At 59.2% G+C, this 20,480-nt stretch carries 15 protein-coding genes; 1 reads left to right on the top strand and 14 read right to left on the bottom strand.

The window, feature by feature from the left end; all coding sequences use genetic code 11:
* Positions 1-186 precede the first annotated feature (186 nt).
* The 14 genes from KEM63_RS03740 to glnE form a co-directional block, all read right to left on the bottom strand.
* Positions 187-1,374 carry an O-antigen ligase family protein gene (locus KEM63_RS03740; protein WP_223654863.1) on the bottom strand — a complete coding sequence of 396 codons (1,188 nt, stop codon included), beginning with the start codon at positions 1,372-1,374 and terminating at the stop codon, positions 187-189.
* Positions 1,367-2,542, bottom strand: coding sequence for a glycosyltransferase (locus tag KEM63_RS03735; protein ID WP_223654862.1), 1,176 nt, complete (start codon positions 2,540-2,542; stop codon positions 1,367-1,369). Before KEM63_RS03735 ends, KEM63_RS03740 begins: the two co-directional genes overlap by 8 nt.
* Positions 2,539-3,549 (bottom strand): glycosyltransferase family 9 protein, encoded by a 1,011-nt coding sequence (locus tag KEM63_RS03730; RefSeq protein WP_223654861.1) that lies wholly within the window; start codon positions 3,547-3,549, stop codon positions 2,539-2,541. The genes KEM63_RS03735 and KEM63_RS03730 overlap by 4 nt, the downstream gene beginning before the upstream one ends.
* A 15-nt stretch (positions 3,550-3,564) precedes the next feature.
* Complete coding sequence (locus KEM63_RS03725; protein WP_223654860.1) at positions 3,565-4,707, bottom strand: glycosyltransferase; 1,143 nt, start codon at positions 4,705-4,707, stop codon at positions 3,565-3,567.
* Complete coding sequence (locus tag KEM63_RS03720) at positions 4,704-6,443, bottom strand: carbamoyltransferase family protein (RefSeq protein ID WP_223654859.1); 1,740 nt, start codon at positions 6,441-6,443, stop codon at positions 4,704-4,706. Before KEM63_RS03720 ends, KEM63_RS03725 begins: the two co-directional genes overlap by 4 nt.
* Positions 6,444-6,558: 115 nt before the next feature.
* Positions 6,559-7,980: a lipopolysaccharide kinase InaA family protein gene (locus KEM63_RS03715; RefSeq protein WP_223654858.1), complete on the bottom strand. Its 1,422-nt coding sequence runs from the start codon at positions 7,978-7,980 to the stop codon at positions 6,559-6,561.
* The gene (locus KEM63_RS03710) at positions 7,977-8,744 is read right to left on the bottom strand and encodes a lipopolysaccharide kinase InaA family protein (protein WP_223654857.1); all 768 of its coding nucleotides are present in this window, start codon (positions 8,742-8,744) and stop codon (positions 7,977-7,979) included. The genes KEM63_RS03715 and KEM63_RS03710 overlap by 4 nt, the downstream gene beginning before the upstream one ends.
* Positions 8,741-9,487 (bottom strand): lipopolysaccharide kinase InaA family protein, encoded by a 747-nt coding sequence (locus KEM63_RS03705; RefSeq protein WP_223654856.1) that lies wholly within the window; start codon positions 9,485-9,487, stop codon positions 8,741-8,743. The genes KEM63_RS03710 and KEM63_RS03705 overlap by 4 nt, the downstream gene beginning before the upstream one ends.
* Positions 9,484-10,299, bottom strand: coding sequence for a lipopolysaccharide core heptose(I) kinase RfaP (gene rfaP, locus KEM63_RS03700; RefSeq protein ID WP_223654855.1), 816 nt, complete (start codon positions 10,297-10,299; stop codon positions 9,484-9,486). The genes KEM63_RS03705 and rfaP overlap by 4 nt, the downstream gene beginning before the upstream one ends.
* Entirely contained in the window at positions 10,296-11,414 is a 1,119-nt protein-coding gene (locus KEM63_RS03695; RefSeq protein WP_223654854.1) for a glycosyltransferase family 4 protein, read from the bottom strand. Before KEM63_RS03695 ends, rfaP begins: the two co-directional genes overlap by 4 nt.
* Entirely contained in the window at positions 11,414-12,478 is a 1,065-nt protein-coding gene (waaC, locus tag KEM63_RS03690) for a lipopolysaccharide heptosyltransferase I (RefSeq protein ID WP_223654853.1), read from the bottom strand. Before waaC ends, KEM63_RS03695 begins: the two co-directional genes overlap by 1 nt.
* A 2-nt stretch (positions 12,479-12,480) precedes the next feature.
* On the bottom strand, positions 12,481-13,524 hold the full coding sequence (waaF, locus tag KEM63_RS03685) for a lipopolysaccharide heptosyltransferase II (RefSeq protein WP_223654852.1): 1,044 nt from the start codon (positions 13,522-13,524) through the stop codon (positions 12,481-12,483).
* Positions 13,525-13,627: 103 nt separating this feature from the next.
* Positions 13,628-14,551 carry a branched-chain amino acid transaminase gene (locus tag KEM63_RS03680; RefSeq protein WP_223654851.1) on the bottom strand — a complete coding sequence of 308 codons (924 nt, stop codon included), beginning with the start codon at positions 14,549-14,551 and terminating at the stop codon, positions 13,628-13,630.
* A 100-nt stretch (positions 14,552-14,651) separates the two neighbouring features.
* Positions 14,652-17,579 (bottom strand): bifunctional [glutamate--ammonia ligase]-adenylyl-L-tyrosine phosphorylase/[glutamate--ammonia-ligase] adenylyltransferase, encoded by a 2,928-nt coding sequence (gene glnE, locus KEM63_RS03675; protein WP_223654850.1) that lies wholly within the window; start codon positions 17,577-17,579, stop codon positions 14,652-14,654.
* A gap of 236 nt (positions 17,580-17,815) precedes the next feature.
* On the opposite strand from glnE, the gene aceE reads away from it, so the two are divergent.
* Positions 17,816-20,473: a pyruvate dehydrogenase (acetyl-transferring), homodimeric type gene (gene aceE / locus KEM63_RS03670; protein WP_223654849.1), complete on the top strand. Its 2,658-nt coding sequence runs from the start codon at positions 17,816-17,818 to the stop codon at positions 20,471-20,473.
* Positions 20,474-20,480: the final 7 nt, after the last annotated feature.

Genomic DNA, 20,480 nt, shown 5'->3' with positions numbered 1-20,480 from the left:
AGTTCCCAGCGTTGAAAAAATTCCCTAATGACGGTGACAGCCGGCTATGTCATATGGATGTTGCTTGAGATCCTTCGCAACGCTTTCGCCTGGATTGCTAGGCGAGCCGGCGCCTTTTTAAAAAAGCTTCCTAGTCCAGGAAAATAGCTAAAGAGCAACCCATGCACCGGAGGGGTCAGCCGATTGCTATTCACTAATGTGCTGTTCTCTAGCGAGAATCATCATCGCTGGAAAGAATACCAATAACCAGATTTCGCTCGGATTATCTATGAGCTTGTTGCCATCGAACATCAGCATCAAAATAGCCACTCCAAGATAACCGCCCCATGGATTGCGCTGCAGCCATGCCTGCCGAAGCGTTTCAGACAACGCTCCAACGAACAGCAGCACAGCAGGAACTCCAGAATGAACAGCAATAGCGAGAAAAAGGTTGTGAGGGTGCTGAATTAGAACGCTCCCATTCTCGATCGTAACGGCAACGTCATTACCGTCACCGCAACCTAGCCATATTCCACACATGTAAAGCTGATTCAAATAGGCCAGCCATAGTTCAATTCGGCCAGCATCAGAGCGCTCTATCAAACCTGACGCGAAAGGAAGATGACTCGCCCCCAAAAACAGTACGACAACACAGATCAGTGCGCCAAATACCAAGAGCATTCTTGTCCAACCAGACGACTTCAGCAGCAACCACATAAACATTATGACAGCAGTCGCAAAAAAGCCTAGGAGCCCGGAGCGACTTTGAAGAATATACCCCACGCAGAATATGACAGCAAAGGCTCCGCTCACTATAAATGACCAACGGCGACCGATTAGCCGACCTGGAATAGCCAGGGCATACAGGCCAACCAAAATCATGCTCGTTAGAATAGGGCCTGAAAGATTACCAGGTAATACCACCAGCCTAGAACCAGGCAAAAACCTGTCTGTCGCCCAATAAAATACGGCGCTACCAACTATAAAGATGACGAGCGACCAGAACGCAGCGAACGCGAAGAGCTCTCCATCAAATTTATCAGGATCAACCCACAGAACAATAAGCGAACAAAACAAAAATATGTACAAGTGATGCTTAAAATAACCGAAGCTCGCATCTGCAATCGCCAAGACTGCCATGAAAGATAGACAACAAAGCCATAACAGCAAGGCGACCGTATACCTTCTTAGCAAACCCTTTCCGCACAACAGCAAACAAAAAGCGGGAAAGCCGAGAAACACATAGTAAAAGTTATTTACAGACTTAGCAGTTGGGAAAAATAAAAAAGCAGCCAAAAACAACAGCAATACTGACGTAAAATAATTTCTAACCGGGAAGAAAAACCGAAGACCCCACATACTAGAACACAATGCTCGGAGCCATCTATTATTCATCAATAGCGCTCTGATCAGCCATTTTTTCGATGAGATCACGGTAGGCTGCTCGATATTTTTCTACCGAGTGATTTCGATTTAGATAATTAAAAGCAGCCTCTCCCGCCCTTTCTCGCTCCGTCTCGTTTAAACGTAGATAGTCTTCCAATGCACTGATCAACGACTCTAGATTTCCGACCGCCACAGCTTTGCCTCCGGCGCCAATAAGTAACGGGTGCATAGCGGGCACTTGGCTCGCCACAAGGGGCAGTCTGGCGCTCATTGCTTCTAGCAAGGCAAGCCCCAACCCTTCGGATAACGAGGGCATGGCAAAAACATCAAACGCTTTAGCGTACCGCAGGGCGTCAGGGACAAAACCAGGCAAGTGTAGAGAGCGGGAAACCTGCAAATCGTCAGCCAAAGCTTCCAATGTATCTCTTTCTCGCCCTTCGCCTATAATTACTAAGTGCAACGCTGGATATCGCGGCTTGAGAGCCGCAAGAGCTTCGACAAGCAAAGTGTGGGCTTTTACTGGTACCAAGCGTCCAATTGCACCGATCAAAAGCACGTCATCGGGAAGGCCAAGCTCCTGACGGGCGGCGGCGCGAGATAACTGTAGCTTCGTAGCTGAAAGAGTATCGATCGCATTTGTGATGGTGATCGTATTGCTTTCCGTGAACCCTGACTTGTACCCCAACAAGTGTAAACGGACCGCTTCCGAAACCCCTACAAAACACCAGCTGGTACTACCCAGTCTACGGACTTGCCCAAGGCGATATTTTCGATCGAAATCACCAAAACCGTGGATTATTCCGATATACCCAGCTTTCGGCAGCCAACGGGACAGTATGAGCATCATACTTATAGGCTTGAATCTGTTGCAGACTATAACATCGAATTGTTCCGCACGGCAGAACTTGAACAGAGTCCACAGAGCTTTTAATCTAGCACCCTTAAGTTCTCGATCCGAAAATTCAAAATATACAGACCTAGACGCCCTGCTAACTGGATCACCCGCTTCGGGCTTCCCCCTCAAATACGCTGACACCACGGTAAACCGCCGCGGCTGAAGCCCAATTACGATTTGCTCTGCCAAATCGGCAAATGCGTGAGTCTTGACATTGAAATCTGGCTGCAGTTGGAGAACTTTGATCGGTTTTGTACGCACATCAGCGGGACCAGCTTTCATAGAGCAGAACCACGTGAAACGGGAAAACCGATTACTTTGAGAGCTTGCCACACCGGAACGAAGGGGCGCCATATGTAACGCCCCAGCACCTTGAATTTAATGTAAGGGTGTATGACCGTGTTGTTAACGTTAAAACCCGGCCTCCATACAAAGTCGTCGCTACGCCGAGTAATGGTTATGGTTGACTTATTCATTAACGAAGCCAAATGTCCGCCCCCCGAATCATTACTAATAACCCACTCAGCCGCACCAACGTACTCGATCAATTCTTTGAGGTTCGCAGAGGTTTTCACTGGAAAGCCAGGTAATGCAGTCCTCAGTCTTGCTTGCTCGCTCGACATGCATGCGAATTCGACTCTCCATCCTCGCCGAGATAAAGACCGAGCTATCATCCGGAAACCTAGAAGCCAAAAGTTTTTCCTTGGCTCGGGAGTCGTGGGGAATATCAAAACGAAGTTACCTCCCCTGGGACCTTCGGGCACGCCGCTCAATATGGGTTGGATAGGGAATTTATCAATCTTGAAAACTTCTTCAACATAATGGTCGACCCACTTGACCATGCTCAATCCGGCCTTCGTATTCTTACAGAATGCACAGGTTGCGCCCTCGAAAGAATTATCGTTGACAAGTAATTTACGCTCCAGCAACCCGGACGAGCGCGAGATTTTTTTTGCGGTAACAAGCGCTACGTTCTTTAGACCCTTACAGCCGTGAGACCAGTTCCCATGTAGGTAGAATCGTTCATAACTCGCTATCACCAAATCGTACTGCGCAGCAAGCTGGCTTATCGGTACATCAAGATGTGGAAGCACATTCAACCACGGAAAGTAGCCCCGCGCCGGGAAGAGCGCATCGCTCGAGATGGTCAATTGGGCACCGCTTGCAGACAGCCGCCAGGCAAGATGTAAGAAAATCGTGAGATCACCCAAAGCGACTAAAGGCAGCACCAAGATTCGCGAGCCATCCAACGGGTGCTGTTGCATCACTTCAATGTTTCTATCGAGCAATTTCCCGTCCTCACTTCAAGCCTTGCCCTGCTTCCCAGAGGTGACAACGCATAAGCCCGGCAGCTTCCAGAACCGATCCCGAGCCGCCTGGTCTGAGAAGAGCGTGATTAGATTAGATTGCATCTGCATCTGCAGCTCAATTCGCTTATGGTCATCTTGCCTGCTCACCTGAATCAGGAGGTCGCTCAAAGCAGCTGCGTCCGCATAAGGAAATGTTTCGCCGCATTCACCAACAACCTCCGGCGCGCCACCGCAATCCGTGCATATCAAAGCATTGCCAGCGGCCATCGCCTCTAGCAAAACCATCCCAAATGGCTCGTGATCGGAAGTCAGGGCGAAAACATCGAATGCACGGAAAAATTTTCGGGCCTCAGGAATCTGCCCTAGAAACTCAACTCGCTCGGCGATGCCAAGCGAGTCGGCCAACGCTGCCAGTTGCTCGTCAAGCTTGCCAGATCCTATGATCACCAAAGTTGCCTCGCTAGGTAGGGAGGACAGTGCCTTAGCGAAGCCTTTCAAGAGAGTAGCTTGGTCTTTGTCGGCGTGAAGGCGCCCGACATTAGCCACGACCCAGGCTTTCTCACGGAGGCCCAGGCGCTGTCTGGCGGCGGATCGGTCAACCTGGGAGTCCTGAACCTCTCGGACATCGATGCGATTCCAGAACGTGCGGAGTTTTTCTTCCGGCCAGCCTGGTAGTTTGCTTTTTATGTCCTTACGTACCGCGTCAGAAACTGCGAACAACATCAGACGCTCGCGAAAGAAGCGAGCAAAAAGTCGCCTGCCGATACGGTTGTACACACCAAACGCGTGATGGACGCCGATCACGGGAAGCCTCGTTGCGACGCACGCCACATAGATGGGCTTCGCGCGATGTGCGATGCATAAGGAATACCTTCCAGCTTCAACAATCTCGCGGACGCGCCTGATCGCTTGAAGCTTGAGGCCACGCACTTCGCGTGCAGACTGTTCTAAAAAAATGACCTCATCCGAAGCACAGCCGGTCACTACGGCCTGATCTGCCCGCCCGGTTAGAAATACGGTCGTCACATCATACTGGGTGTCGTTGAAAAGAGCGGCATATTGCCTAGCACAGTCTAGAAACGGTCCATAGTAGCTATGACATATCTGCAGAACGCGTTGGCGCGCGACACTATTCATTGACTACCACCTTTATGTACCAGCACATCTTCCATGATCAGATACTGCAAGTCTGATCCAAAGAACATGTTCAAGGCATCCGTCGGGGAGCACACCATCGGCTCGCCGCGTCGATTGAGCGACGTGTTCAGTACGACGCCGTTGCCAGTGATCCTCTCTAGCTCCTTCATCAGGTCGTAGTAACGCGGATTGTATTCACGCTTTAGCACCTGCGCGCGCGCTGTACCGTCTTCATGTACAACTTCAGGCACTCGCGCCTTCCATTCGTCGTTCACTTCGAACGTGAACGTCATGAACGGCGACGGGTGATCGACGCTGAGCATCTGGGGCGCGACGGTGTCGAGCATGGAGGGGCAGAACGGGCGCCAGCGCTCGCGGAACTTGATCTGCTCATTGATGCGATTGGCCACGCCAGATGAGCTCGGATTGCCGATGATCGAACGACCGCCGAGCGCGCGCGGCCCGAACTCCATGCGACCCTGGAACCAGGCAACCGGGTTGCCATCTGCCAGCATCTGCGCGATGTGACCGGGCACGTCAGACAACTGCTCCCACTGCGGCTTGCTCGGGTGGCGACCACAGGCTGCGATGACGTCTTCGTTCGAGTAGCTCGGCCCGAGATAGACGTGTTCCATCTTTTCCACCGGCACACCGTTCTGCTCGGAAATATATGCCGCGGCGCCGACCGCAGTACCGGCGTCGCCCGAGGCCGGTTGGACAAACAATTCCTTTACGTCAGGCCGGGCGATAATGCGCTGATTCAGCTTAACATTCAGCGCACAGCCTCCGGCGAAGGCGATCCGCCCGGTTTCGCGGAGGATATCGCCGAGATAGTAATCGATCATCTCCAGCGCCAGTTTCTCGAACAGCGCCTGAATGCTGGCGGCGTAGTGTATGTAGGGATCGTCGGCAATATCCCCTTCACGCTTCGGCCCGAGCCACTCGATGAGTTTCGGCGAGAAGTAGTAACCCTTGCCCTTTTCCTTGTAGCGGCGAAAGCCAATAACGTTGGCGTAGTCGGTGTTGATCACCAGCTCGCCATTTTCGAACTTGGCCAGCCGCGAGAAATCATATCTTGCGGCGTCGCCGTAAGGCGCCATGCCCATGACCTTGAACTCGCCGTCGAGCATCTCGAAGCCCAGGTATTCGGTGATTGCACCGTAGAGACCGCCGAGCGAATCAGGATCGTAGAACTCCTTGATCTTGTGGATCTTGCCGTTCTCGCCCCAGCCGAAGAAGGTGGTGGCATATTCCCCTTTTCCATCGATCCCGAGGATGGCGGTTTTTTCCTTGATACCCGAACAATGGTAAGCGCTCGATGCGTGTGCCAGATGGTGTTCCACCGGCTCGAGACGAACCTTCTTCGCATCGAAGCCGAGTTGCTCGAGACACCAGAGGATCTTTCGGCGATAACGATTGAAGCGACGGTTGCCAGCGAAGATCGCGTCAAGCGAACGGTCCGGCGCATACCAATAACGCTTTGCATAGTGCCAGCGAGCCTTGCCGAAAATACTGATAGGCGCGAACGGGATGGTGACGATATCGACATCGGCAGGCGTGATGCCGGCCTGTTCCAGGCAGAACTTCGCGGATTCATACGGCATACGGTTCTTCGCATGCTTGTCGCGCACGAAGCGCTCCTCTTCCACCGCAGCGATCAGCTTGCCGTCGATGTAAAGCGCCGCAGATGGGTCGTGACTCAAAGCGCCTGAAAGTCCGAGAATCGTTAATGCCACTGGATTGCCTCTTGTCCGTTCGGCGATGCGCTCGACACTGAAGCGCAAGCACGCCGTCAAAAGGCGAAGTATAACGTCTCATCCACGGCTTTCGTTAGCCCGGATTGCCTTCGCATCAAGCAGGCGGCAGTTGCTCATCAAGCCAGCGCGCTACCGGACTGGCTGCTGGCCAGTTGCGTATAAGCCGAGCTCGGTCGCGCTGCCAGGCCTTCACCCAGCTGCCCGTTCGGGAGTGCGCCTGAAGAGCATCCAGATCAATGAGCACGACTTCGTCGCCGTTCCAGATGAGATTGGTTGCCTTGAAATCACCATGACTGATTCGCTGGGCTACCAGCGCGCGGGTGGTCTGCAGCAATGCCTCTTGCAAAGCCGGATCGGGCAGCGTGTCTCCTGCTGGACCCAGCACCGCCAGCAGATCCTGGCCATCACAATGCTCGGTAATCAGCCAGGCCCGGCCGCGGAGGGGCCCGAAGCGTTGTTCCACCATGCCCAGCGGCCTGGGCGTCGCAATGCCGAGAAAGCGCAGACGGTGGGCGGCAAGCCAGGAATGCCAGGCGCGGCTGGGACGCCAGAAGCGTTTCAGCCAGTGCGTGAAGCCTTTTATGTTGTACCGCTTGACGACCACAAGATCCGGGCCCAGCTCGGTCCTCGCAACAGTGCTGCTGCCACCATCCTTGAGCAGGACCCCCGTGAATGCGCTATCGGGGTCGTCTAGAAGATTGGACATCCGTGATGCCTCATCGCGGGGGGCTGCCACGAAGCGGGTCCAGCTGCGTCGAACCGAGAACAGCGTACAGTCGCGAAGCGCCTTGCCCAGAAAGTCGGCGAGGCGCCGCTGTCGAACCTTGCGCACCTCAGACGCCAGCTGATCCGCTGCAAGCGAACGTGCGGGATGGACGTGCAGATAGGTGGCGAGCAAACGAGGCTGGCACGCGTCCCATTCCGGTGGAAGCTGACCCAGTAAAAGTGCCAGATTGTGCAGCGCCACCGGACCAGGCAAGCAAGTGTCGCCATGCGACTCGATGGCATCACCGTCGATGACCCAGAGCTGCTCGCCTTGCGCAAGAAAATTGCCCAGATGCATGTCGGTCTGAAGCAATCCATGTTGGTGCAACTCGGCGACCGCCTTCACCGCCCGGCAGATGATATCCAGAGCCGGTTCGGTACCTGGCAATGCAGGCTGCGCGGCTTCCCACTGGGCCTGCAGGGTCTGTGCATCATCGACAAAACGCGTGGCAAGAAAGCAGCCCCCACCAGCGAGGGCACCAGTGGCGAGTACTTCCGGGGTGGCAACACCGACCCTGGCGAGCGCTTCGATTCCGCGGAGCTCGCGTTCAAAGTGCCGGGGTCCAGGGGCGGCGATGAACAGCTTGACCAGCACCTTCTCGCCGTCGAGGCGACCTTCTCCGACCAGCCGTTTGCCCGGAAGCACGCGCAACCAGCCGATGACATGCAGTTTACGGCCGTCCTGTAACTGCAGATGCAGCGGCAATGGTGGCCGGCGCCCAGCCTTGCGAAGCATTTTCACTTGCTTCATCGACCGCTCCTCCTGCTGTAGCGGGTATCTATTTGACGGACGAGCTCACGGCCGTCGGCGTCGAGAGCAGGCAGTCCCAGATAGGCCAGCACAAAGCGCATCCGCTGCGTGCGACTGGTGGTAGTGCAGCGCAGCAACAAGGTGGTGAGTTCTCGTACGCGATCCCGCTCGCCCAGCCATGCAGCGCGGGTACGCTCAAGATCGATCAAGCGTGCGCCGGCGCCGTCACCGTCGAGCTTGAGAAAAATATGTCGGGGGTAGAGGTTGTTATGGACCTTCCCCGCGCTGTGCAGCGCTCGGATCAAGGCGGCGGTGGCGCGGATAAGGTCATTCCGTTCAGGCACTGCCAGCTCAGCCCAGCGCTCGAGCCAGACGGTCAGAGGCTCGTAGGCATCCAACGCACGCGTCATCAGGATGGCGCGATCATCCCCATCCCGGTGGGTCTGGTGAAAGAACGCTACTTCCAGAGCAGGAATGCCCGCATGCGCGTAGTTCTGGATCGACCGGAACTCACGGGCAAACGTCAGCTCTCCACGCGGGTGAGACAGGGAGCGATGTCGATGATTGGCCTGTCGCTTGAGGTAGAACGTTTGGCGTCGGCCGTTGATATCGTCGAGCTCGAGCCGATGGACACTGCTCCAACCTGAACCGCGCGGGGTGGGCGGTGCGTCACCGAGACGCAGCGTCCAGAGCGCATCGAAGCTGTCGAGCTGATGCCGGCGAAGGACCTCACGGGCGTTGACCGCGATGAATGGCGGTTTCATTCGCGACCCTCGAAAAAGCCCAGCACCGCCGCAATACGCTTACGGTCCGAGGCCTGTAGCGGACGTTCACCCGTATACCACCGGTAGAAGCGCAGCCGTTGGCTGCGGCTGAGTACCTGCTTGCCGAGCTTGTCCAGACAGGCCAGATCCTTGATGACGCGATATTCGAGCATCGGGCCCCACCAGAAGCTGCCGCCGGGACAATCGATCAGGTAGACATCCGGATACGCCTTGCCGTCGACGAGAATGTTGCGCCACTTCAGATCGTTATGCGCAAATCCCTGCTCGTGCATCATGCGGGTTGCATCGGCAATCTGCCTGGACACATGCGCCACCCACCGCCCATCTCGCAATCGCGGATCATGGCTGCGCGCGAGCCTGGCAAGATCATCGGTACCGTTCAACTCCTGCGTGATCAGCGCGCCGCGATGAAACCGGCCGTCCCGGCGCTCGAGCCCGAAACCGACGACCACCGCCGAAGGGATGCCCCAGGCATGGAAGTTGAGCAGGTTTTCCCATTCGGCGCGGATTCGCGGGCGCCCGATATACCGGCGCAGGTTCTTGCCCGCTTCGGTGTAACGCTTGACGTAATAAAAGCGGTCGCCCACCCACACCTTGTGAACCGTACTGAGCGGATCCTGGGTAATCGCCTCGCCCTGGAGCGCGAATACCGTATCGAGGTCGGCGAATGCCCGCCCGCTGTCACCGGTGGCGTATTCCGGGTTGAGTGTCCAACGCTTCATTCACCTCGCCCCGGTGCGTATTTGCGTTGGAAACGGGTCTGCAGCCGCGTCGCCTTACGTTCAAGCATGGCCAGCAACACGGCCTCCTCGGTCACGATCTGCCGAAGCGGTTTGCGAAAATAGGTCTTCAGGAAACGCAACTTGTCGCGATCGGTCAGGCCGATCCCAAGCGCGGAGAAGTACAACCCGGCGAGGTCCTTGTCCCGCCAGCGGCGCGGCACCGACGGGCGTACCTGGGCGCGATGCAGGTCAATCAGCGACAGCGGCAGATGATCTGGGCGCGGCGGCTCGGAAACATTCAAAAGGAAGTGACAGATGTAGAAGTCGCGGTGATTCACTCCACCGCGATGCATGCGCGCCGCCATGTCTGCAACAGCATGAATCAGGGCGTACTTCAACGCCGGCTCGGGTGGCTGACTCAGCCAGTGACTGGAGAAGTCCTCCAGGCTAACCGTCGGAGCAAGCTCTTCGGTAATAATGAAGGAATGCTGCGCGGCGGGGTTGCTGCCCTTCTCGCCATAGGCGACCGCAGTCATGGTCGGCACGCCAGCTGTGTTCAACGCATGAATGGCCTTCCACTCCTGACCGGCGCCGAGCACCGGAGCCTTGGCGGTCAGCCAGTTCTTGATGATTTCGGCCCAGCCCACTCCGCGGTGAATCTTGACGAAATAGCCACGGCCATCGACCTCAGTGCGCAGGGTCCGGCGTGCCTCGAGCTCGCGAAAGACCTCGCCTTCCAGCTCTTCCACCGCAGCAAACGCATCCCGTCCAGCCCACAGGCTGCGAAAGGGCTCTTCGAGGATCAGCTTCAAGGACGCTCCTCCAGGATCACGTCAGCAGCCTTCTCCGGCAAGCTGTACAGGTCCGCCTGGTCAGCGAACTCCAGCGCATTGTGATGCCAGCGGCTCCTGGCCCCTTCGTCGCTCAGCATCTTTTCGAGATACGCATCCAGACGCTGCTGATCGAACGGGCCCGGCAGCACCAGGCCGCAGTCCGCTTCCTCGATGTAATGGGCATAGCCGCATACGTCGGTGACCAGTACCGGAAGCCCCGCCACCAGCGCTTCGAGCAGAACGGTCCCGGTATTTTCATTGTAGGCAGGGTGGATCAGCAGATCCGCGCCAAGCAGGAACCGTGGCACGTCATCACGCCCGCTCAGAATCTGCACCTGCTCGCTCACACCCTGCGTCCGTGCGAGCAACTGAAACGGCTTCGGATCGTCCTGCCCGATGACCATCAGCCGCGTGCGCTTGCGCAGGGGTCTGGGAAGAGAAGCGAGGGCTCGTATCGATCGATCGAGCCCCTTGGTCTTGAAGCCCGAACCGATCTGAACCAGCAACAGGTCGGAGCCGAGACCGAATTCTCGGCGGAAATCGGCGCGCACCTCGCTGGCGTTGGCCGGTGCGCGGCGATCTGCGGCGATGCCCGGCGGCAGCATGTGAAAGCGCTCGACGGGTGTGCGGTAGTGCTTCATGAACAGCGGCTGCTGGATGTCCGAGATCATCAGAATCTCGGTTCCCGCCTCAGGCGAGAAGACGGCTCGCTCATATTCGGCGAAGTGGCGGTAACGCGGACCGAAGCGGTACAGCGGATTACGCAGTGTCTGTGCCTTGTCCTCGAAACAGGGGTCGGCGGCATAGTAGACATCCAGGCCCGGCATCTTGTTGAATCCGACGACTCGATCGGCAGGGCGCCTCGCCAGATCCGCCTGTACCCAGGCAGTAAATTTCTCGTTCCGCCGATGGTTGGACAGGGCACGCACCGGCGCGACGATGACGTCGAAACCTGCCGGCACGTCGCCTTCCCATATGAGCGTATACACGCGAATTGCGTGCCCGCGCTGCTGGCACACCTTGGCGATGCGCATGAAGTCGCGCTGCAACCCACCAAAGGGAAAGTACTTGTAGAGAATGAACGCCAACTGCATCAGGGGGCTCGCTTATCCAGCAACAGGGCTTCGAGCTCGGGGAATACCCTGTCGGGGTTGAGTCGGGTGAAGCATAGCGGCTGCTCCCGCTTGAGGTCGAAACGACGCGCCTCGTCCGGCGTCGGCTGATAGCTGCAGGTCTTCTGCAGGCACGGCGCGCATGACGGGTAATCGCTGGACAGATGCACCTGTGAAAACCCGTAAGCCCCGGTCAATGCCGGATCCGTCGGGCCGAACAGGGATACGGTCGGCACATCGAGGGCAGCCGCGAGGTGACCCAGGCCGGTGTCGACGGCGACGCAGGCCGATGCGCTGGCGAGAATGCGCGCCATCCCGGCGAGCGAGAGTCTGGGCAGGACCTCCACCCCATCCACACCGCCGGCGATACGTTCCGCGCGCGCCTTTTCACTCGCGTTGCCCCAGGGCAGCCGCACATCCAGTCCGTTCTGCGCCGCGCGCCCGGCGAGCTGCTTCCAGTACAGCTCGGGCCAGTGCTTGCTTGCCCAGGTAGTGCCGTGAAGAAACAACACGAACGGCCGCTGCGGCGGCGTGCCGGCCAGCAGTTGGCGGTCCAGTCCGTAATGGCCGATTCCAGGCGGCAGAGGGTATCCGAGCGCACGGGCGAACAGCAGCCGCACCCGCTCGACCGCGTGCTGCCCCCACGGCACATCGCATTGCACGTCGTAAAAACGGCTGGCTATCGGCTCCCGTGCCGAATCCCGGTCCAGTCCGACGACAGGGCCTTCGGCGTACCGGGTCAGCCAGGCGCTCTTGAGCAACCCCTGGGCATCAATGATTGCATCGTAGCGTGTCGCCCCCACCCGCTGCTTGAAACGCTTCCACTCTCCGCTCATGGCCGCCTTGAGCGGATGCTTGCGCCAGCGGCGGATAGCGACAGGGATAACTTCAGCCACCCCGGGGTGCCAGGCGGGTATCTCGGCAAACCCTTCCTCGACAACCCAGTCGAACTGGATACCGGGAATAGCCTGGCGTGCATCGGTTATCGCTGGCAGCGTGTGGATCACGTCGCCCATGGACGATGTCTTGATCAGCAGAACGCGCATGCTCAGAGTCCCTGCGGATCGGCGAGGGGTGTCCCGACGAGCCGATCCAGCGCATCGATGACCATCGGCGGACTCAAATCGCGCAAGCAGTTGTAATGACCGTAGCGGCAGGTTCGGTCGAAGCACGGACTGCATTCGATGCCGAGCCTGACGATCTCCACCTGCGATGCCAGTGGCGGGGTGAACCCTGGCGACGTGGAGCCGTAGACCGCCACCAGGGGGCGATCCAGCGCAGCGGCAACATGCATCAGCCCCGAGTCATTGCTCACTACCGCACTGGCGCAGCTGAGCAGATCAATGGCATCTGCCAACGTGGTTTCGCCGGCCAGATTGACCGACTCTTCACGCAGGCCCGGCACCAGCCGCTCGCGAATCTGCTCGCCAACGGGATGATCGTTCTTCGAGCCGAACAACCACACCTGCCAGCCGAGGCGAATCTTGTCATCGGCCACCTGCGCGTAATAGTCGGCAGGCCAGCGCTTGGACTCGCCAAACTCCGCACCGGGGCACAGCGCCAGCACCGGCCGATCCAGCTCGAGGCCGAACCGTGCAAGCGCTGCGTCGCGGCTGGCCGGGTCGATGGCCAGCGCGGGCTTTGGATAGGGCGTAGTAATGGAATGATCAGGCTCGAAGGCAAGCGCCATGAAGCGCTCGATCATCAGCGGATAGCGCTGTTTGTCGAGCACGCGGATATCGTTGAGCAGGCCGTAGCGCATCTCGCCACGCCAGCCGGTGCGCCTGGGCGTGCCGGCAAAGAACGGCACCAGCGCAGACTTGAGCGAATTGGGCAGCACGATCGCCTGATCGTAAAGCCCGGCCAGCCCTTTGCCGATACGCCGGCGCTCACCGATCTCCAGCGCCCCGTGTCCGAGGGGGAAGCTCAAGGCGCGATGAACCTCCGGCATACGCTCAAGTATCGGCCGACTCCATTCCGGCGCCAGCACATCGATGGTGCAGTCACCATGACGCGCTTTCAGGCAGGCGAACAGGGTCTGCGCCATGACCATGTCGCCTACCCAGCTGGGGCCGATAATCAGAATATTCATGAGCTGCAAGCGCCGAGCTGCAAGCTGCAAGCGGTCCGGGCCGAGCGGCGAGCGGCGAGCGCGTGCTCACAGCCTGCCGCTTGCCGCTGGCTGCTTGGCGCTCTCAGCGGACCAGCGTGCGCCATTCGGCGTGCGCCTGGGTTTGACCGCTGACCAGATCGAAGTAGGCCTTTTGCAGCTTCTCGGTGATCGGACCGCGGCGGCCAGCGCCGATCTTGCGCCCGTCGAGCTCCTGAATCGGGGTCACCTCGGCAGCGGTACCAGTAAAGAAGGCTTCGTCAGCGATATAGACTTCATCGCGGGTGATGCGCTTCTCGACCAGCTCCAGGCCATGTTCACGCGCCAGTGTCAGGATGGTGTTACGGGTGATGCCATTGAGGCAGGCGGTTACCTCAGGGGTGTAGATCACGCCATCCTTGATGATGAAGATGTTCTCACCCGAGCCCTCGGCAACATAACCTTCCGGGTCGAGCAGCAGCGCTTCGTCGGCACCGGCGCTCAGCGCTTCCTGCAGGGCCAGCATCGAATTGATGTAATGACCGTTGGCCTTGGCGCGGGTCATGGAGATGTTCACGTGGTGGCGCGTGAAGGAGCTGGTGCGGACCTTGATGCCGACTTCCAGTGCTTCCTGGCCCATGTAGGCGCCCCAGTCCCAGGCAGCGACGATAGTGTGCACCTTGAGGCCGGTCGCGCGCAGACCCATGCCCTCGGAACCGAAGAACACCATCGGCCGCAGGTAGGCGCTTTTCAGATTGTTCTCGCGGACGGCTGCGCGCTGAGCTTCGTTGAGCTCTTCCTTGGAGAACGGGATGGTCATGTTCATGATCTTCGCGGAGTCGAACAGACGATCGGTGTGCGCCTTGAGCCGGAAGATCGCCGTGCCATCCGGAGTGTTGTAAGCACGCACGCCTTCGAACACGCCCATGCCATAGTGCAGCGTGTGCGTCAGAACATGCACATTGGCCTCACGCCACGGCACCATTTCACCATCGAACCAGATAACACCATCACGATCAGCCATCGACATAGCAGCCCGCTCCATTAAACGTATCTTGTGATTGACCCCAGCTTTGTTGCCCGGCTTGAGCGTCCCGCTTGCCAATGGCGCCTGGTTCGGGCCATGGCGCTTACTGTTCCGGCAACCATTGCTGCCAGAGCGTGATGACTCCGCGACGGAAATCGTGGAACTGGTCGCCGCTTACCTTGCCCGGCTGCTTTTGCAATGCCAGGCGATGGGCTGCTGCGCGGTAGGCCTTGTAAGCCTCCTGCAATCGCTGAACGTCTTCACCGGCGATCAATCCGGCGTCACGCAGCCCATCGAGAATTCTGATGTTATCCGTATAGCGCAGTAATTCGGGGTACCGGCACGACCAAGCCAGAACCGCATATTGCACCATAAATTCGATATCGACGATACCTCCGGCGTCCTGCTTGAGGTCGAACAGCGAATCGGCTTCGAATGCCGACGCGGCGAAGCCGGCCTGGGTTGATTGCGTAGCGAGGTTGTCGCGCATTTTCTGACGCATGGCGGTCACTTCCTGCCGCAGCGTCGCCTCATCGCGCTCACGGCCGAGCACCTCTGCGCGCAGCTCGTTGAAGCGATGACCCAGCCGCTTGCAGCCGACCAGTACCCTCGCGCGCACCAGGGCCTGATGCTCCCAGGTCCAGGCGTCCTCGCGTTGATAACGAGCGAATGAGGTCAGGGAGCTGACCAGCAGGCCCGACTCACCGGACGGCCGAAGCCGCATATCGACGTCATAGAGCGCGCCGGAAGTGGTCTGGGTGTTGAGAATATGGATGATCCGCTGGCCGAGTCGGGTGTAGAACTTGCTCCCCTCGATGGGCCTCGCACCATCGGTCTCCGCATCCGGATCGCCGTCATGTATGAATACCAGATCCAGATCCGATCCGTGTCCCAGTTCGATCCCGCCCACCTTGCCGTAGCCCACGACGACGAAGTCGAGATCACATGTCGAGCCGTCCACCCGGCGCGGCAACCCGTGACGCTGCGTCATCTCCCGCCAGGCCAGTTGCAGCACCTGCTGCAAAATGGCCTCGGCCATCCAGGTCAGGTAGTCACTGACCTTCATCAAGGGCAGCGAGCCGGCAATTTCCGAGGCAGCGACACGCAGCACGTGAGCGCGCCGGAAATAGCGCAGCGCTTCCATCTGCTGCTCGAGATCATCCTCCGGAATGCGCATGAGCTGTTGGCGCAATTCATCCACCAGCTCGTCAGTCTCCGGCGGGCGATACAGCCGGCCGGCATTGAGCAACTCGTCGAGCACGACCGGATAACGGGTAATCTGCTCGGCGATCCAGGGACTGGCGCAGCACAGCGTCAGCAGCTCGCGCAGGGCACCGGGGTTTTCGTTAAGCAACAGCAGATAGGCCGAGCGCCGCGCGACGGCTTCCACCAGCGGCAGCACGCGGTCCAGCGCAAGATCCGGATCGGACTGTTCGCTGGCCAGCCCCAGCAGCCGCGGCATGAAGACATCCAGGCGCTCGCGACCCATCCGCTGCATCGCCTTGACCTGCGGTGAGGCGAGCAGCCCGCCCAGCTGCCGCCAGGCCTCGTCCGGCTGCGCAAAGCCCGCCTCGCGCAGCTGCTCGAGCGCCTGATCGGCATCGATGGTCCCCTCCCAGAGCGGCAGCCACTCATCGAACGGGACTGCGTCGTCGCCCTCCTCTTCATCCGGGTCGGCGATGACACCGGCGAAATGGCGGGCAACATGGCCGCGATGGGTCTCGAGCGTTTCGCGAAAGGCCTGCCAGCCCTCGAATCCGAGCACGTGCGCGACCCGCGTCCGGGTCTGCGCATCGGTCGGCAGCATCTGCGTCTGCCGGTCGTCGATGGCCTGCAGCGCATGCTCGGTATCACGCAGGAAGAGATACGCACCCTTGAGTTGATCGACTGCTTCGTCAGGCAGGTAACTGTGCGCCGCGAGCATGTCCAGCACCGGGAGGATCGGCCGCTGCTGCAGGCTGCGATCGCGCCCGCCATGGATCAGCTGAAAAGCCTGGCCGATGAATTCAATCTCGCGAATGCCACCCGAGCCAAGCTTGACGTTGTCCTGCAACCCCTTGCGCTGCACCTCGCGCTTGATCATCAGCTTGAGGCTGCGCAGCGCCTCGATGGCGGCGAAGTCCAGATAGCGGCGGTAAACGAACGGCTTGAGCATGGAAAGCAACTCGGCCCCGGCTTCCTGATCACCCGCTACCACCCGCGCCTTGATCATCGCATAGCGCTCCCAGTCTCGACCCTGGTCCTGGTAGTACTGCTCCAGCGCATCGAAGCTGAAAACCAGGGCGCCGCTGTCGCCGTAGGGGCGCAAGCGCATATCCACTCGAAACACGAAGCCGTCCACGGTTGGCGCGTCCAGCGCCTTGATCAGCTTCTGACCCACCCGGATGAAGAACTCCTGATTCGACAGGCTGCGCCGCCCGCCCTGGGTCTCACCACCTTCGGGGTAGGCGAAGATCAGATCGATGTCCGAGGAGAGATTCAACTCCTGGGCGCCGAGCTTGCCCATGCCCAGTACCACCATCTGCTGAGCCGCACCGCCATGACCGGTGGGCGTCCCCATGGACACGCAGCCCTGGCGATACAGCCAGCGGTAGGCCTGGTCGATACAGGCGTCGGCCATGTCCGACAGATCGCGCGTGGTCTGCATGGTCGACGCCTGGCGCAACAGGTCGCGCCAAATGATGCGCACCTGATGATACTGACGAAACTGGCGTAGCGCCCTGCCCAGCTCGTCCTCCGAGCTGATATCCGCCAGCGTTTCAGCAAGACGCAGCGCAAGCTCGCCGGGCTCAAACACCCGCTGCAGATCGCCACGTTCTCGCATCGCCTGCAACAGGCCCGGATTACGCCGCAACTGCTCAGCCACATAGTCGCTGCCAGCGAGCACCAGCCGCAGCTCCGCCATCAATCGGTCATCGCATTCGGACAGGCTGAGCTCAGAGCCTGCCTGCTCGGCAGCGGCTCGCCATTGAGCGACGTGATGATCGACCAGCGGAACGAGAGCGGTGGGCAGGGGCAGCTGAGTGGGCATGGTCTATCCTTTGGTTTACTTATCGGGGCAGCTTGCCACGCTCGCACCGGGCATAAAAGATCAACAAGCAATGTTCACGAACGAGTCTTGTAGTTTTACTACATAAAACACCTGTCAAGGGTGGCGATCAGGGAGCTTTGTGTAGTAGAACTACAGGATCATGCACACCTGCCGTGGCTGCGGCTGTATCGCGCCGAGCTGCGGTCAAGACCCACAAGGTCTGGAGACCTCAAACGATGAAGCAAGACGATCTGGATCCGCAGGAAACGCAGGAATGGCTGGACGCACTGGAATCGGTGCTCGACAACGAAGGCGAAGACCGCGCGCACTACCTGATGACCCGCCTGGGTGAACTGGCCAGCCGCAGCGGCACGCCGCTTCCCTATGCCATCAATACCCCCTACCGCAATACCATTCCGGTCACCGATGAGGCGCGCATGCCCGGTGACCTGTTCATGGAACGACGCATCCGCTCGCTGGTTCGCTGGAATGCGCTGGCGATGGTCATGCGGGCCAATCTGCAGGATCCGGACCTGGGCGGGCATATCTCGACGTTTGCATCGAGCGCCACCTTGTACGACATAGGCTTCAACTACTTCTTCAAGGCGCCAACCGAGGAACACGGCGGCGATCTGGTGTATTTCCAGGGCCATGCGTCACCTGGCGTATATGCGCGGGCCTTCATGGAGGGACGCATCAGCGAGGATCAGCTGGACAACTTCCGCCAGGAGGTCGACGGCGAGGGGTTGTCGTCCTACCCGCACCCCTGGTTGATGCCGGACTTCTGGCAGTTCCCCACCGTGTCGATGGGTCTCGGTCCGATTCAGGCGATCTACCAGGCGCGCTTCATGAAATATCTGGAGCACCGCGGCTTCATCGAGCCGGGCAAACAGAAGGTCTGGTGTTTCCTCGGCGACGGTGAAACGGATGAACCCGAATCACTTGGCGCCCTGTCGCTGGCGGGACGAGAAAAGCTCGACAATCTGATCTTCGTGGTCAACTGCAATCTGCAGCGCCTGGACGGCCCGGTACGCGGCAACGGCAAGATCATTCAGGAGCTGGAAGGCGGTTTCAAGGGCTCCGGCTGGAATGTCATCAAGGTGATCTGGGGCCGCCTGTGGGATCCGCTGTTCGCCAAGGACGACAACGGCCTGCTGCAGCAGCGGATGGAAGAGGTGGTCGACGGCGACTACCAGAACTACAAGGCCAACAGCGGCGCCTACGTGCGTGAACACTTCTTCGGCACGAGGCCCGAGCTGCAGGAGATGGTCGCCGACCTGTCGGACGATGAAATCTGGAAGCTCAACCGCGGCGGTCATGACCCGTACAAGGTCTACGCCGCGTACCATGAGGCGGTCAATCACACCGGTCAGCCTACCGTCATTCTGGCCAAGACCATCAAGGGATACGGCACCGGCGCAGGCGAAGCGCAGAACACCGCTCACAACACCAAGAAGGTCGATGTAGACAGCCTGAAGAAATTCCGCGACCGCTTCAACATCCCCATCAACGACGAGGATCTGGACAAACTGCCGTTCTACAAGCCTGAGGAAGGCAGCGCGGAATACAAGTACCTGCACTCGCGGCGCGAGGCGCTCGGCGGCTACATGCCGCAGCGGCGCAAGGACAGCTTCCGGGTGCCGGTGCCGCCGCTGGAGACGCTCAAGACCATCCTCGATGGCAGCGGTGACCGCGAGATATCCACCACCATGGCGTTCGTGCGGATTCTCTCGCAGTTGGTCAAGGACAAGGAGCTTGGCCCACGCGTGGTGCCTATCGTGCCTGACGAAGCCCGTACCTTCGGCATGGAGGGCATGTTCCGTCAGCTGGGCATCTATTCGTCGGTCGGCCAGCTCTACGAGCCGGTCGACAAGAATCAGGTCATGTTCTACCGGGAAGACAAGAAGGGCCAGATTCTCGAGGAAGGCATTACCGAGGCCGGCGCCATGTCCAGCTGGATCGCTGCTGGTACCTCCTACAGCACGCACAACCAGCCGATGCTGCCTTTCTACATCTTTTATTCAATGTTCGGCTTCCAGCGCATTGGTGACCTGGCCTGGGCTGCCGGCGACAGCCGCACCAAGGGTTTTCTGATCGGCGGCACCGCAGGGCGCACCACGCTCAACGGCGAAGGCCTGCAACATCAGGATGGCCACAGCCACATCCTCGCCTCGACCGTACCCAACTGCCGCAGCTACGACCCCGCCTATGCCTACGAGCTGGCCGTCATCATTCAGGAAGGCGCGCGGAGGATGATGGAAGAGCAGGAAAACGTCTTTTATTACCTGACGGTGATGAACGAGTCCTACCAGCAGCCTGCGATTCCCGCCGGAGAGAAAATTCGCGAGTGCATCATGCGGGGCATGTACATCCTGCGCGACTGCGACAAACCGGCCGAGCATCACGTGCAGCTGCTCGGTAGCGGCACCATCCTGCGCGAGGTCATCGAGGCGTCGAAAATGCTCGAGGAGCGCTTCGGCGTGACGGCCGACATCTGGAGCGTGACCAGCTTCAACGAGCTGCGCCGCGACGGCCTGGCAGTCGAGCGGCACAACCGGCTGCGTCCGGGCGCGCAGCCGAAGAAGACGTTTGTGCAGGAGTTGCTCGACGGCCGCACCGGCCCGGTGATCGCCGCTACCGACTACATGAAGCTCTACGCCGATCAGATTCGTCAGTGGGTCCCGGCGACCTACAAGGTGCTGGGCACCGACGGCTTCGGGCGAAGCGACAGTCGGCGCAAGCTACGCCACTTCTTCGAGGTGGATCGCTGCTGGATCGCCTATACCGCCCTGGCGGCGCTCGTGGAACAGGGTGAACTGGAAGCCACGGTACTGACCGAGGCAATCGAAGCGTTCGGTATCGATCCGGACAAGACCATCCCCACCGATTGCTGAGGAGTAC

The organism is Halopseudomonas nanhaiensis (assembly GCF_020025155.1).
GTDB classification, from domain to species: Bacteria; Pseudomonadota; Gammaproteobacteria; order Pseudomonadales; family Pseudomonadaceae; genus Halopseudomonas; species Halopseudomonas nanhaiensis.
Note: the sequence above shows the minus strand (reverse complement) of the source record. Positions and strands in the feature narration are given on the sequence as shown.

Coding starts and splice junctions, on each gene's coding strand:
- KEM63_RS03740 (WP_223654863.1), bottom strand. CDS start 1,374: ATGAATAATAGATGGCTCCGAGCATTGTGTTCTAGTATGTGGGGTCTT.
- KEM63_RS03735 (WP_223654862.1), bottom strand. CDS start 2,542: ATGAAAGCTGGTCCCGCTGATGTGCGTACAAAACCGATCAAAGTTCTC.
- KEM63_RS03725 (WP_223654860.1), bottom strand. CDS start 4,707: ATGAATAGTGTCGCGCGCCAACGCGTTCTGCAGATATGTCATAGCTAC.
- KEM63_RS03715 (WP_223654858.1), bottom strand. CDS start 7,980: ATGAAGCAAGTGAAAATGCTTCGCAAGGCTGGGCGCCGGCCACCATTG.
- KEM63_RS03710 (WP_223654857.1), bottom strand. CDS start 8,744: ATGAAACCGCCATTCATCGCGGTCAACGCCCGTGAGGTCCTTCGCCGG.
- KEM63_RS03705 (WP_223654856.1), bottom strand. CDS start 9,487: ATGAAGCGTTGGACACTCAACCCGGAATACGCCACCGGTGACAGCGGG.
- KEM63_RS03695 (WP_223654854.1), bottom strand. CDS start 11,414: ATGCAGTTGGCGTTCATTCTCTACAAGTACTTTCCCTTTGGTGGGTTG.
- waaC (WP_223654853.1), bottom strand. CDS start 12,478: ATGCGCGTTCTGCTGATCAAGACATCGTCCATGGGCGACGTGATCCAC.
- waaF (WP_223654852.1), bottom strand. CDS start 13,524: ATGAATATTCTGATTATCGGCCCCAGCTGGGTAGGCGACATGGTCATG.
- KEM63_RS03680 (WP_223654851.1), bottom strand. CDS start 14,551: ATGTCGATGGCTGATCGTGATGGTGTTATCTGGTTCGATGGTGAAATG.
- glnE (WP_223654850.1), bottom strand. CDS start 17,579: ATGCCCACTCAGCTGCCCCTGCCCACCGCTCTCGTTCCGCTGGTCGAT.
- aceE (WP_223654849.1), top strand. CDS start 17,816: ATGAAGCAAGACGATCTGGATCCGCAGGAAACGCAGGAATGGCTGGAC.